Origin of the sequence: Streptomyces sp. NPDC052396 (assembly GCF_044593195.1) — a bacterium.
Lineage (GTDB): Bacteria > Actinomycetota > Actinomycetes > Streptomycetales > Streptomycetaceae > Streptomyces.
Genome location: NZ_JBIUAW010000006.1, coordinates 414,675 through 427,938 on the forward strand (window position 1 = coordinate 414,675; position 13,264 = coordinate 427,938).

A 13,264-nucleotide genomic window follows, 5' to 3' on the forward strand; every position below is an offset into this window, starting at 1 on the left:
TGCGGGAGTGGTCCGGCAGAATCGGGCGTATGACCACTCCCGAGGCGCCGCAGTACGCCGACCGCTGCTATCGCTCCTCCGCCGGCATCGGCAGCGGTGTGCTGCTGCTGGCGCTGATCGCCTGGCTGGGCGGCGACGCACTGGTGCGCGGTACCGGGCGCACGCCCTGGCTGGCGCTGGCCGGTGCGCTGCTGGTGGTGCCGGTGGTGATCGCGTTCACCCTGCGGCCCGCGGTGTGGGCCAGTGAGGACCGGCTGCTGGTGCGCAACCCCTTCCGCACCATCACCCTGCCCTGGGCCTCGGTGGAGGCGGTACGGGCCGGATACTCCAGCGAGGTGCTGGCCGGCGGGCGCAAGTACCAGCTGTGGGCGATTCCGGTGTCGCTGCGGCAGCGCAAGCGGGCTGCCCGGCGGGTGACCCGGGATGTGGCCCAGGGGACGCCGGTGATGCCCGGGGCGGGCGAGGAGCCGCTGCGGGCCGCCGCGGACCAGGCCATCGTGGACCTGCGTGACCTGGCCGAGCGGTGCGCCGGGCGGGACGCCGCGCAGGGTGCGCCGGTGGTGCGCTGGGCGTACGAACTGCTTGCCCCTGCCGGGGCGGGGGCGGTGCTGCTGGGGGCCTTGCTGGCGTTTGCGTAGGGTGCGCCCCCTTGGGGGCGCGGGGACTGCTCGGGTGCCCCGTAAGGGGCGCGGGGAACTGCGCGACCAGCCAGGGGCGGCCCGCACCGGGAACGCAACGAGGCCCAGCCGGGTCCGGATTTCTTTCGGGTCCGGGCCGTCGACGGCTGATCGCGCAGTTCCCCGCGCCCCTGAGGGGCGCCCCCGGCGCCGGAAGAACGACGCGGCCCCGCCGGAAGGAATCCGGCGGGGCCCACGTAGGTCAGCCGGTCAGATGCCCGCTGCCTGCGAGAGATCGGCCTTGATCGCCGCGAGGACCTCCGCGGCCCGGACGCGCGCGTCCGCCAGACCGCTCGCCGAGGCGACCGGGACCACAACCTCCAGGTAGCACTTGAGCTTGGGCTCGGTGCCGCTGGGCCGGACGATGACCCGGGCGCGGGAGACCGTGCCCGCCTCGTCCCCGGCCAGGTGGTAGCGCAGGCCGTCGGTCGGCGGCAGCGCCTCGGTGCCCTTGGCCAGGTCCTCGGCCGAGTCGATGTGCAGCCCGGCCAGCACCGCCGGCGGCTGCTCGCGCAGGCGCCGCATGGCGTCCGCGATCAGCGACAGGTCCTGCACCCGCACCGACAGCTGGTCGGTGGCGTGCAGGCCGTGCTCCACCGCCAGGTCGTCCAGCAGGTCGGAGAGCGTGCGGCCGGACTCCTTGAGTTCGGCGGTCAGCTCGGCGACCAGCAGGGCGGCGGTGATGCCGTCCTTGTCCCGGACGCCCTCGGGGTCCACGCAGTAGCCCAGCGCCTCCTCGTAGGCGTAGCGCAGGCCGTCCACCCGGGCCAGCCACTTGAAGCCGGTCAGGGTCTCGGTGTACGGCGTGCCCGTGGAGGCCGCCGCGATCCGGGACAGCAGCGAGGAGGAGACGATGGTGGTGGTGAAGGTGCCGCTGGCCTTCTTGTGCACCAGGTGGGTGGCGAGCAGCGCGCCCACCTCGTCGCCGCGCAGCATCCGCCAGCCCTCGGCGGTGTCCGGGGCGGGCACCGCGACCGCGCAGCGGTCCGCGTCCGGGTCGTTGGCGATGATGATGTCCACCGCCTCGCCCCGGGCGAGGGCGGCCCGGGCCGTGGCGAAGGCCAGGTCCATCGCGCCCGGCTCCTCCGGGTTGGGGAAGGCGACGGTCGGGAATTCGGGGTCCGGGTCGGCCTGTTCGGCGACCACCGTCGGCGCCGGGAAGCCGGCCCGCTCGAAGGCGGCGGTCAGCACGGTGCGGCCGACGCCGTGCATGGGCGTGTAGACCACGCGCGCGTCGCGGGCCGAGCCATTGGTGAGGACCGCGTCGGTGCGCTCCAGGTAGGCCTCGAGCACGGAGTCGCCCAGGGTCTCCCAGCCGGCGTCCGGCCGGGGCACGTCATGGAGGCTGCCGATGGCCGCGATCTCGGCGGCGATGTCCGCGTCCGCGGGCGGCACGATCTGGGAGCCGTCGCCCAGGTAGACCTTGTAGCCGTTGTCCCGCGGCGGGTTGTGGCTGGCGGTGACCTCGACACCGGCCACCGCGCCCAGGTGGCGGATGGCGAAGGCGAGCACCGGGGTGGGCAGCGGGCGGGGCAGCAGCGCGGCCTTCAGGCCGGCGCCCACCATCACGGCCGCGGTGTCCCGGGCGAAGTCGGCGCTCTTGTGCCGGGCGTCGTAGCCGATGACGACCGTGCCGCCGGTGTGCCCCTGCTTCTTGAGGTAGGCGGCCAGGCCGGCCGCGGCCCGGATGACCACGGTGCGGTTCATCCGCATCGGGCCGGCACCGAGCTCGCCGCGAAGGCCGGCGGTGCCGAACTGCAGGGTCCCGGCGAAACGGCCGGCCAGCTCGGGCAGGTCGCCGGCCTTGATGAGCTCGGCGAGCTCGGCGCGGGTCTCGGCGTCGGGGTCCTCGGCGAGCCATGCCTCGGCCCGGGCGATGAGCTCTCGCTCCTGCTCCACGGTTCTCCTCCGGAGGTGGATGTGGGGATGCGGGGGTCGTTGGGGACGGGGGAAGGGGGCGGGGTTTCCACCCCGCCCCCTTCTACCCATCGGCGGCAGCCTGTGCTGCCGTCAGAGCTTCGGCAGCACCTGCGCCAGCAGCGCACCCATCTGCGCCGCGGAGTCGCGGCCGGCCTGGAGCACCTCTTCGTGGTTGAGCGGCTCACCCGTCATGCCCGCGGCCAGGTTGGTGACCAGGGAGATGCCCAGCACCTCGGCGCCCGCCTCGCGGGCCGCGATGGCCTCCAGCGTGGTGGACATGCCGACCAGGTCCGCGCCCAGGGTGCGGGCCATCCGCACCTCGGCCGGGGTCTCGTAGTGCGGGCCGGGGAACTGCGCGTAGACGCCCTCTTCGAGGGTGGGGTCGACCTCCTGGCACAGCGTGCGGAGCCGCTGCGAGTACAGGTCGGTGAGGTCGACGAAGTTGGCGCCGACGATCGGGGAGGTGGCGGTGAGGTTGAGGTGGTCGCTGATCAGCACCGGCTGGCCGGGGCGCATGCCGTCACGGAGACCGCCGCAGCCGTTGGTCAGCACCACGGTCTTGCAGCCGGCGGCGACGGAGGTGCGCACACCGTGCACCACGGCGGCCACGCCGCGGCCCTCGTAGTAGTGCGTACGGCCGAGGAAGACGAGCGCGCGCTTGTCGTTGACCTTGTACGAGCGGATGGTGCCCGCGTGGCCCGCGACGGCGGCCTTGGTGAAGCCCGGCAGCTCGGTGACCGGGAACTCGGCCTCGGGAGCGCCGAGCGCTTCGGTGGCGGGGACCCAGCCCGAGCCCATGACCAGGGCGACGTCGTGGGTCTCGGCGCCGGTCAGTTCGCGCAGGCGGGCGGCGGCCTGGTCGGCGGCGGCGTACGGGTCGGCCTGGATGTCCGGAGTAACTGATGCGTTCACGCGGACGAGGGTAACCGGTCATCGCCTACGCGCGTAGATATCGCAGGTTACGGTCCTGCGACGGTCGCCCCGCGGATTGCGCCGAACGGCCCGGACCAAAGACCCGCCGGATCGCGGCCAATGGGGGCCTAACAGGGCCGCTTGCGCAGTTCCATCACATAGTCGTGCGGCGCCCCGGCCGACTCCGCGGCGTCCGCGAGCTCGCCCAGGTAGCGGGCGGAGGGCAGACCGCCCTCATAGCCGTTGAGCACATAGATCCAGGCCGGCTCCTCGCCGTCCAGGGTGTGCACCCGGACCTTCAGCCGGCGGTAGATGCCCAGGCCGACGCCCTCCCAACGGTCCATCGACTCCTCGTCCATCGGGGCGATGTCGTACAGCGCCACGAAGACCTGGGCGCCGGGCTCCTCGACGACCGTGGCCAGCGCTCCCTCCCAGCCCATCTGCTCCCCGCCGAAGGTGAGCCGCCAGCCGGTGAGCCAGCCGGTGCCGCGCAGCGGCGAGTGGGGTGCGCGGCGGGTCATCAGCCGCGCGTCGAGGTTGCCGGCGTACGCGGCGTAGAGCGACATGGTTCTGAGGGTACGGGAGTGAGGCGGGACCGCATTTGGGATGGCAGGCTCAAGAGGAGGGCCCCGGAGGGAGTCGCTTTGATGGGTGCGGGACAATGGAGTACGTGACTCGGATCGTGATCATCGGTGGCGGACCCGGCGGCTATGAGGCGGCGCTGGTCGCCGCTCAGCTCGGCGCGGAGGTGACCGTCGTCGACTGCGACGGTCTGGGCGGGGCATCGGTGCTCACCGACTGCGTGCCCTCGAAGACTCTTATCGCCACCGCCGAGGTGAAGACCAACTTCGACTCCTCGTATGAAGAGCTGGGGATCACGGTTGACGACGGCGAGGACGGCACCGTGGTCGGCGTGGACCTGGGCAAGGTCAACCGGCGGGTGAAGCGGCTGGCGCTGGCCCAGTCGCATGACATCACCGCCTCGGTGACCCGGGCCGGCGGCCGGGTGCTGCGCGGGCGCGGGCGGCTGGAGCCGCAGCAGGCCACCGACGGTTCCCGGCGGGTGGTGGTACGGGCCGCGGACGGCACCGAGGAGACGCTGGTCGCGGACGCGGTGCTGATCGCCACCGGCGCCCACCCCCGGGAGATCCCGGACGCGCTGCCGGACGGCGAGCGCATCCTCAACTGGACCCAGGTCTATGACCTGGAGGAGCTCCCCGAGGAGCTGATCGTGGTGGGCTCCGGTGTCACCGGCGCCGAGTTCGCCGGCGCCTACCAGGCACTGGGCTCCGAGGTGACCCTGGTCTCCTCCCGGGACCGGGTGCTGCCGGGCGAGGACCCGGACGCCGCCGCCGTGCTGGAGGACGTCTTCCGCCGGCGCGGGATGAATGTGATGGCGCGCTCCCGGGCGCAGTCGGCCAAGCGGGTGGGCGAGCGGGTGGAGGTCACCTTGGCCGACGGCCGGGTCATCTCCGGTACGCACTGTCTGATGGCCGTCGGCTCCATTCCCAACACGGCCGGCATCGGCCTGGAGGAGTCCGGCGTCCGGCTGACCGAGTCCGGGCACATCTGGACCGACAAGGTCTCGCGCACCAGTGCGCCGGGCGTGTACGCGGCCGGTGACTGCACCGGTGTGCTCGCACTGGCGTCGGTGGCCGCGATGCAGGGCCGGATCGCCATGTACCACTTCCTGGGTGACGCGGTGACCCCGCTCAATCTCAAGGCGGTATCCGCGAACGTGTTTACGGATCCGGAGATTGCCACGGTCGGTTATTCGCAGGCGGACGTCGACAACGGTCTGATTGACGCCCGGGTGGTCAAGCTCCCGCTGCTGCGCAATCCGCGGGCCAAGATGCAGGGCATTCGCGATGGATTCGTGAAGATGTTCTGCCGTCCCGGCACCGGCATCGTGGTGGGCGGCGTGGTGGTGGCGCCGCGGGCCAGTGAGCTGATTCATCCGATCTCGATCGCGGTCGACAACAATCTGACAGTGGAACAGATCGCGAACGCGTTCACCGTGTACCCGTCCCTGTCCGGCTCGATCGCCGAAGTGGCACGGCAGTTGCACACCAGGAAGACCCAGCGGGAGTCCTGAGTTGCCGGGGAGCCGGATGAGGTGATCAACCTCCCGGCTCCCTATATCACTTACCGGCGGGCGCGGCGGAAGACTTCCGTTAATTGCTGCAACCTGCTGAAAGCAGATGCTCGTTGGCGTTACTGTCGGTTTCGTGTTCGCTGCAGAACGTCGTCAATTGATCCTCGAAATGGTGCGGGCCAACGGGGCGGTATCGCTCCGGGAGCTCGCCCGCGTTGTCCAGACCTCCGAAGTGACCGTGCGGCGTGACGTACGGGCGCTGGAAGCCGAAGGGCTGCTGGACCGCCGGCACGGCGGCGCGGTGCTCCCGGGCGGCTTCACCCGGGAGTCGGGCTTCCCGCAGAAATCCCACCTAGCGACCGCCGAGAAGACGGCCATCGCCGATCTCGCGGCGAGCTTCGTCGAAGAGGGCGAGGCCGTCGTGGTCGGCGCCGGCACCACCACCCAGGAGCTGGCCCGCCGCCTGGCGCGGGTCCCGGGTCTGACCGTGGTCACCAACTCCCTGCTCGTGGCCCAGGCGTTGGCGCACGCCAACCGGGTCGAGGTCGTGATGACCGGCGGCACTCTGCGGGGATCCAACTACGCGCTGGTCGGCAGCGGGGCCGAGCAGTCCCTGCAGGGGCTGCGGGTCTCCCGGGCCTTCCTCTCCGGCAGCGGCCTGACCGCCGAACGCGGCCTGTCCACCTCCAATATGCTCTCCGCCAGCGTGGACCGGGCGCTGGTGCAGGCCGCCGCGGAGGTGGTGGTGCTGGCCGACCACACCAAGCTGGGCACCGACACCATGTTCCAGACCGTGCCCACCGATGTCATCACCAGACTGGTGACCGATGAGCCCCCCGCCCACGACGACCGCGCGGCGACCGAACTCCAGGCCCTCGCCGACCAGGGCGTGCATATCTCGGTGGCCGGCTCCGGCGCGGGCTCCGGGCCGGGTGCGCCCGGTGGATCCGGGGACGCCGGCCGCCGCCGTGAGATGCCGCCGTTGCCAGGGCAGCGGCGCACTCATCCGCTGGCGGACGGGCGGCACGGTCCGCAGTACCCGGGGCCTGGCCAGGGCGGCGCCCCGGGGCCGCAGCTGCGCAGTGCCGTACCGCTCGGCGACCAGGCGCCGGTACGGGTCGCCGACTTGGCCCCGCGACGGAGATAAGGGTGCCCCCTCGGGGGCGCGGGGAACTGCGCGACCAGCCGATGACGGCCCGCACCCAAACCCTGCCTGACGGCCCACGGACCGCTCAATCGCCGGGCGCCGATGTCCGCCGCGTCATATTTCACGTGCGGGCCGTCGCGGGCTGATCGCGCAGTTCCCCGCGCCCCCGAGGGGGTGCCCCAAGAGTGACCGCTAGCCCTGAATGCCGCGCAGCGTGAGCTTCAGCAGGCGATCGGCCAACTCCGGGTCCTCCGGGGACTGTTCGACCGCCAGCGAGATGGCGTTGGTCAGCTGCATCAGGTCGGCGATGCCCACATCCGGGCGCACCACGCCGGCCTGCTGCGCCCGCGCCAGCAGGGTGCTGCCCGCCGCGCGCATGGGCGTGCTGCACCGCGACAGCGCGCTGGCCTCGTCGCTCTGTGCGGCCATCAGCGCGCGGGACAGCCCCCGGTAGGTGCTGGCATGGGTGACGATGGCCCGCAGCCAGTCCACCAGCGCCCGGCAGGGCTCGGGCGCGGCCAGCAGCTCCCGGGAGCGGGCCAGCAGCTTGTCGACCTCGTCCTGGAAGACGGCGCTCATCAGCGCGGTGCGGTTGGGGAAGTGCCGGTACAGCGTGCCGATGCCGACCTCGGCCCGGCGGGCGATGTCCTCCAGGGAGGCATCGGTGCCGTGTTCGGTGAAGGCCGTGCGCGCCTCGGTGAGCAGCCGCTCGTAGTTGCGTCGTGCGTCTGCGCGCATGGGCCTTGCTGACGTCCGCGCCGTATCGGTCGTCATATCCGTCCGTCCTCCCGTCGCTCCCCCGCGACCCAAGGATGCCATCAACGCGACGGGGCCCCTGGCCGTTGCCGGACAGGGACCCCTGGGGACTCGGCGCGCTGCCGCGCGGGCGTCAGTCCTTGATCTCGCAGATGACGGCGCCGGAGGAGACCGAGCCGCCGACCTCGGCGGTGATGCCCTTGATGGTGCCCGCCCGGTGGGCGTTGATGGGCTGCTCCATCTTCATGGCCTCCAGGACCACGATCAGGTCGCCCGCGGCCACCTGCTGGCCCTCCTCGACGGCGACCTTGACGATGGTGCCCTGCATCGGGGAGGTCAGCGAGTCACCGGAGGCCGCGGCCCCGGCCTTCTTGGCGGCGCGGCGCTTGGGCTTGGCGCCCCCGGCGGCCGCGGTACGGGCGATGGTCATGCCCAGCGAGGAGGGCAGCGAGACCTCCAGGCGCTTGCCGCCGACCTCCACCACGACCGTCTCCCGGCCGGGCAGTTCCTCGTCCTCTTCGGCGGCGGCGCCGGCGAACGGCTCGATGGTGTTGTTGAACTCGGTCTCGATCCACCGGGTGTGGACCCGGAAGGGGTCCGCGGTGAAGTCGGGGTCGGCGACCACGGCGCGGTGGAACGGGATGGCGGTGGCCATGCCCTCCACCTCGAACTCGGCCAGGGCGCGGGCGGCACGCTGCAGGGCCTGCTCACGGGTGGCGCCGGTGACGATCAGCTTGGCCAGCAGGGAGTCCCAGGCCGGGCCGATGACCGAGCCGGACTCCACGCCCGCGTCCAGGCGGACGCCCGGGCCGGTGGGCGGGCTGAACTTGGTGACGGTGCCGGGGGCGGGCAGGAAGTTGCGGCCCGGGTCCTCGCCGTTGATGCGGAACTCGAAGGAGTGGCCGCGCAGCGGCGGGTCGTCGTAGCCCAGCTCCTCGCCGTCGGCGATGCGGAACATCTCCCGCACCAGGTCGATGCCGGTGACCTCCTCGGTGACCGGGTGCTCCACCTGCAGACGGGTGTTGACCTCCAGGAAGGAGATGGTGCCGTCCTGGCCGACCAGGAACTCACAGGTGCCGGCGCCCTCGTAGCCCGCCTCGCGCAGGATGGCCTTGGAGGCGTTGTAGAGCTCGGCGTTCTGCTCCTCGGACAGGAACGGGGCCGGGGCCTCCTCCACCAGCTTCTGGTGGCGGCGCTGCAGGGAGCAGTCACGGGTGGAGACGACCACCACATTGCCGTGCTTGTCGGCCAGGCACTGGGTCTCCACATGGCGCGGCCGGTCCAGGTAGCGCTCCACGAAGCACTCGCCGCGGCCGAAGGCGGCCACCGCCTCGCGCACCGCGGACTCGTAGAGCTCGGGGACCTCTTCCAGGGTGCGGGCGACCTTCAGGCCGCGGCCGCCGCCGCCGAAGGCGGCCTTGATGGCGATCGGCAGCCCGTGCTCCTCGGCGAAGGCCACGACCTCCTCGGCGCCGGATACCGGCTCGGGGGTGCCGGCCACCAGGGGGGCACCCGCGCGCTGGGCGATATGACGGGCCGCCACCTTGTCGCCGAGGTCGCGGATGGCGTGCGGCGGGGGACCGATCCAGGTCAGCCCGGCGTCCAGAACGGCCTGGGCGAACTCGGCGTTCTCGGACAGGAAGCCATATCCGGGGTGGATCGCGTCCGCACCGGACTCGGCCGCCGCCGCGAGCACCTTGGAGATGTCGAGGTAGCTGGTCGCGGGGGTGTCACCGCCCAGCGCGTACGCCTCGTCTGCCACCCGGACATGCAACGCATCCCGGTCCGGGTCGGCGTAGACCGCCACACTGCCGATTCCGGCGTCCCGGCACGCACGAGCGACGCGGACTGCGATTTCGCCTCGGTTGGCGATGAGCACCTTGCGCACGATGGCTCCCTCCTTGAAACAAGGTGAGTTTAGGTACTGGCGACACCTTGTGCCGACCCGACTTCCGGCGTGACCTTGCCCACACGCTGCGTTAACCGGGGTCCGAGGGACGTCCCCCGGATGGATGACTTCCTCGATCTCCCACGGTACGCCGGGTTTCCTGGTGTCCGGCTGGAGCGCCGATGTGGTGTGGATCTCGGGCGCTTCGCGTGGGTGGTGATGACATGGATTTGTGGAGTCCCTACGAATGGGTGACGCAAAGTTTGCGTCTCGACCGGTCTTCGAACGGCCCTTGAGGATGGGTTACCCGTCGGTAGGGCCGGTCATCCGGCCTCAGCGGGCCGGCCGCCCGGCGCCACCCGGCCCGTCCGGCGTCAACTTCCCGGCCTCGGCCGCCACTTGGCGCAGCGCCGTCAGTACCTCGTCCCGGCGCCGGCCCAGCTCCCCGGCCGGCAGGGCGACCGAGACCGCGGTGGCCGGGGAGCCGGCGGCGGCCGGTACCGGGACGGCCAGGCAGGCCACCCCCGCCGCGCACTCCTCGACCTCCATGGCCATCCCCTCCCGTCGCACCCGGCGCAGCTGGGCCTCCAGGTACTCCGGGGAGGTGATGGTGCGCGGGGTGATGGCGGGCATCCCGGCGGCGGCCAGATAGCGGTGCCGGGCGGCCCGGGGCAGTGTGGCCAGCAGCACCTTGCCGTGGGCGGTGGCATGGGCGGCGTCGTCCCGGCCCAGGGTGAAGCCGCCGGGCTCGGCGGCGGTGGCCAGCACCGCCACGGTGCCGTCCCGGTAGCCGCTGAAGTAGACATCCGTGCCCATCGCCCCGCGCAGCCGGAGCAGCAGCTCCTGCACCCCCTCGCCGATGCGCATCTGCCGCTGGAAGGCGCGGTGCAGTGCCGGCACCCGGTAGCCCAGCACATAGCCGGCCGGAGTGCGGGCCAGATGGCCGCGCGCGGTCAGGGCGCCCAGCAGCTCATAGGCGGTGGACAGCCCGCAGCCCAGCCGCCGGGCCAGGGCCTTGGCGGGCACTGGGCCCTCGGCCTCGGCGAGGACGTCCAGCACGTCCAGAGCCCGGTCGACGGACTGGGGCATGGCGGGTTCCTTCCTGCTGTGGGGGAGGGGCGGGATGGTTCGCACGCTTGCCTTTGCTGCCCCAAGCCTGTGCGAATTCCTGGGAAATATGGGGGAGTTAGGGCGGGTAGCGGTCGGGGTGGGGTGACCGATATGCCATGACATCGTTGAAGATGTCATGATCAAGCGCATTGCAGCGGCCGCCGCTCTGGCCTCGGCCGCTCTCTCCGTGACCTCCGCCGCCACCGCCTCCGCGGCCCCCCTGCCGCAGCCCTCGGCGTCGACGGCGGCCCCGGCTCCCGCCCCGGGCACCGGCCAGGCCGCGCCGAGCGCGCCGGCCGGCCCGACGGCCTCCGCGGGGCACACCAGCGCCCCGCCCAAGGGCATGCCGGCCAAGGGCCCGGCCACCAGCCTCTACCCGGGCGCGGTGGATGAGCTGGGCAAACTGCGCGACCTCGACCAGCTGAAGAAGGTCGGCCAGGTGACCAGCGCCCTGCCGCTGTAACCGGCCCGGGGGCTCAGACCCACAGATCGGTGATGGCCACATCCAGGGCGGCGAGCAGCTCGCGCAGCAGCGGCAGCGACAGCCCGATCACATTTCCCGGGTCGCCGTCGATGCCCTTGATGAAGGGCGCCGAACGGCCGTCCAGGGTGAAGGCTCCGGCGACGTACAAGGGTTCGCCGGTGGCCACATAGGCGGCGATCTCGGCGTCGGTCGGCTCACCGAAGCGGACCGTCGTCGAGGCGGTGGCCGAGCCGCGGCGGCCGGTCTCGGTGTCGATCACACAGTGACCGGTCCGCAGCACCCCCGAGCGGCCGCGCATGGACTTCCAGCGCGCGATGGCGTCCTCGGCACCGTCCGGCTTGCCCAGTGCCTGGCCGTCCAGCTCCAGCACCGAGTCACAGCCGACCACCAGCGCCCCCGCCGTCCGCGGCAGCGCCGCCACCGCGGCGGCCTTGGCCTCGGCCAGGACCAGCGCCAGCTCGCCCGGAGTGGGCGCGGTGAGCGCGTCCTCGTCCACCCCGCTCACGATCACCTCGGGCGCGAGCCCGGCCTGGCGTAGCAGGCCGAGCCGGGCGGGGGACTGGGAGGCGAGGACGAGGCGGCGCTTGGCATTCATGACAGCCAGCCTACGGAAGGCCGCTATTTCTCGAGGACCGCCTGCATCACCCGCTTGGCGATGGGGCCGGCCAGCCCGCCGCCGGAGACGTCCTCGCGGTTCACTCCGGAGCCCTCCGGGTCGATGAACACCGCGACCGCCACCGGGGAGCCGTGGTCCTGCTGGGCGTAGGAGACAAACCAGGCGTAGGGGATCTTCTCCAGGTTGGCGCCGTGCTGGGCGGTGCCGGTCTTGCCGCCCACCGTCACCCCGTCGATCAGCGCCGCCTTGCCGGTGCCCTCCTTGGCGGTGAACTCCATCATCTGCCGGACCTTGCGCGCGGTGTCCGGGGAGACGGGCCGGGACATCTCCTCCGGCTTGAACTCCTGCACCGTGGACAGGTCCGGTCCGCGCAGCTTGTCCACCAGGTGCGGCTTCATCAGCGTGCCGTCGTTGGCCAGCGCCGCGGTCATCATGGCCACCTGGAACGGGGTGGCCGCCAGGCTGCCCTGGCCGATGCCGGTGAGCGCGGTCTGCGGGCGGTTGATGTCCTTGGGGTAGACGCTCTTGGTCACCCGTACCGGCATGTCCACCTGCTGGTTGAAGCCGAACTTCTCGGCCGTCTCGCGCATCTTGTCCTTGCCCAGCTCGGCGGCGATCTTGGCGAAGACGTTGTTGCAGCTGTACTGCATGGCGACCTTGAGCGAGGCATTGCGGCAGGGCGCGCTCTCGTTCTCGTTCTTCATCGGCGTCACCGTGTCCGGCAGGTTCCATGGATACGGGGAGTCGGTGGCGGCGTCGATGTCGGTGTAGAGCCCATGGTCCAGCGCGGCCGCGGCGGTGAGGATCTTGAAGGTGGAGCCGGCCGGATAGAGCTCCTTGATCGCCTTGTTGGACAGCGGCTTGTTGTCCTTGTCCCGCTCCAGCCGCACCCAGGCCTTCCCGTCCTTCTTGCTCTCCCCGGCGAACACCGAGGGGTCGTAGGAGGGGGTGGAGGCAAGCGCCAGGATCCGGCCGGTGCCCGGCTCGATGGCCACCGCCGCGCCCTTGTAGTTGCCCAGCCCCTTGACCGCGGCCTGCTGGGCCTTGGGGTCGATGGTGGTGACCACATCGCCGCCGCGCCGCTTGCGGCCGGTGAACAGATCGGTGGCGTGCTCCATGGGGAGACGGTCGTCGTCGCCGCTGAGGAACTTGTCGTAGACATACTCAAGCTGGCTGGCGCCCAAGGACTGCGAGGAGAAGCCGGTGACCGGGGTGTAGACCGGACCGTCGGTGTAGGTGCGCTGGTACTTCAGATCGCCCTCGGTCTCCCGGGATCCGGTGACCGCCTTGCCGCCGACGATGATGTTGCCGCGCGGCTGTGCGTAGGCCCTGATGTCGACCCGTCTGTTCTTCTTGTGCTCCGCCAGCTCGCCGGCCTGGACGAGCTGCAGCCAGGTGACCTGGGCGAGCAGGGCGAGGGCCAGTATTCCGGCGAATATCGCGATGTGGCGCACGGGCTTGTTCATGGCGTGACAGACTCCCCGGTTCGCGTCATTTGACAGGCAATGACGCGAAAAGAGGTGCTTCTGGTTGCACTTTGGTAAAGCCCGGGCAAACCGGGTGTGCTCGTTGAGCACCGGGGCGCGCCCGTAAGGGGCGCGGGGAGCTGCGCGAACGGGGCCGGGCTCGTCGCCGGGTGCGGCTCGTTGGTGGCCGGTC

12 protein-coding genes are annotated in these 13,264 nt (G+C 71.8%); 4 read left to right on the forward strand and 8 right to left on the reverse strand.

Features of this window, described 5'->3' with window-relative positions:
- Nucleotides 1-29 precede the first annotated feature (29 nt).
- On the forward strand, nucleotides 30-638 hold the full coding sequence (locus tag ACIHFE_RS18600) for a PH domain-containing protein (protein ID WP_400107789.1): 609 nt from the start codon (nucleotides 30-32) through the stop codon (nucleotides 636-638).
- A 249-nt stretch (nucleotides 639-887) separates the two neighbouring features.
- Here ACIHFE_RS18600 and ACIHFE_RS18605 read toward each other — a convergent pair whose 3' ends face one another.
- The 3 genes from ACIHFE_RS18605 to ACIHFE_RS18615 form a co-directional block, all read right to left on the reverse strand.
- Nucleotides 888-2,576 (reverse strand): phospho-sugar mutase, encoded by a 1,689-nt coding sequence (locus ACIHFE_RS18605; protein WP_400107791.1) that lies wholly within the window; start codon nucleotides 2,574-2,576, stop codon nucleotides 888-890.
- A gap of 111 nt (nucleotides 2,577-2,687) precedes the next feature.
- Nucleotides 2,688-3,509: a purine-nucleoside phosphorylase gene (locus ACIHFE_RS18610; protein ID WP_400107793.1), complete on the reverse strand. Its 822-nt coding sequence runs from the start codon at nucleotides 3,507-3,509 to the stop codon at nucleotides 2,688-2,690.
- A gap of 128 nt (nucleotides 3,510-3,637) precedes the next feature.
- Nucleotides 3,638-4,075: a gamma-glutamylcyclotransferase gene (locus ACIHFE_RS18615; protein ID WP_400107794.1), complete on the reverse strand. Its 438-nt coding sequence runs from the start codon at nucleotides 4,073-4,075 to the stop codon at nucleotides 3,638-3,640.
- Nucleotides 4,076-4,170: 95 nt separating this feature from the next.
- Between ACIHFE_RS18615 and ACIHFE_RS18620 the strand changes: the two genes are divergently transcribed.
- The gene (locus tag ACIHFE_RS18620) at nucleotides 4,171-5,604 is read left to right on the forward strand and encodes an NAD(P)H-quinone dehydrogenase (RefSeq protein WP_400107796.1); all 1,434 of its coding nucleotides are present in this window, start codon (nucleotides 4,171-4,173) and stop codon (nucleotides 5,602-5,604) included.
- A gap of 106 nt (nucleotides 5,605-5,710) precedes the next feature.
- Nucleotides 5,711-6,751, forward strand: a complete 1,041-nt coding sequence (locus tag ACIHFE_RS18625) for a DeoR/GlpR family DNA-binding transcription regulator (RefSeq protein ID WP_400107798.1) — start codon at nucleotides 5,711-5,713, stop codon at nucleotides 6,749-6,751.
- A 192-nt stretch (nucleotides 6,752-6,943) separates the two neighbouring features.
- Here ACIHFE_RS18625 and ACIHFE_RS18630 read toward each other — a convergent pair whose 3' ends face one another.
- From ACIHFE_RS18630 to ACIHFE_RS18640, 3 genes are all read right to left on the reverse strand, one after another.
- On the reverse strand, nucleotides 6,944-7,489 hold the full coding sequence (locus ACIHFE_RS18630; protein WP_400107800.1) for a TetR/AcrR family transcriptional regulator: 546 nt from the start codon (nucleotides 7,487-7,489) through the stop codon (nucleotides 6,944-6,946).
- A gap of 151 nt (nucleotides 7,490-7,640) precedes the next feature.
- Entirely contained in the window at nucleotides 7,641-9,395 is a 1,755-nt protein-coding gene (locus tag ACIHFE_RS18635) for an acetyl/propionyl/methylcrotonyl-CoA carboxylase subunit alpha (protein ID WP_400107802.1), read from the reverse strand.
- Nucleotides 9,396-9,728: 333 nt separating this feature from the next.
- Nucleotides 9,729-10,484: an IclR family transcriptional regulator gene (locus ACIHFE_RS18640; RefSeq protein ID WP_400107804.1), complete on the reverse strand. Its 756-nt coding sequence runs from the start codon at nucleotides 10,482-10,484 to the stop codon at nucleotides 9,729-9,731.
- Between the two features lie 157 nt (nucleotides 10,485-10,641).
- Between ACIHFE_RS18640 and ACIHFE_RS18645 the strand changes: the two genes are divergently transcribed.
- A complete protein-coding gene (locus ACIHFE_RS18645) occupies nucleotides 10,642-10,968 on the forward strand; it encodes a hypothetical protein (protein WP_400107806.1) in 327 nt (108 codons plus the stop codon).
- 13 nt (nucleotides 10,969-10,981) lie between these two features.
- Here ACIHFE_RS18645 and ACIHFE_RS18650 read toward each other — a convergent pair whose 3' ends face one another.
- Together ACIHFE_RS18650 and ACIHFE_RS18655 are read right to left on the reverse strand one after the other, a co-directional pair.
- A complete protein-coding gene (locus tag ACIHFE_RS18650; RefSeq protein ID WP_400107808.1) occupies nucleotides 10,982-11,584 on the reverse strand; it encodes a Maf family protein in 603 nt (200 codons plus the stop codon).
- A 23-nt stretch (nucleotides 11,585-11,607) separates the two neighbouring features.
- Nucleotides 11,608-13,071, reverse strand: coding sequence for a peptidoglycan D,D-transpeptidase FtsI family protein (locus tag ACIHFE_RS18655; protein ID WP_400107811.1), 1,464 nt, complete (start codon nucleotides 13,069-13,071; stop codon nucleotides 11,608-11,610).
- Between the last annotated feature and the right edge of the window lie 193 nt (nucleotides 13,072-13,264).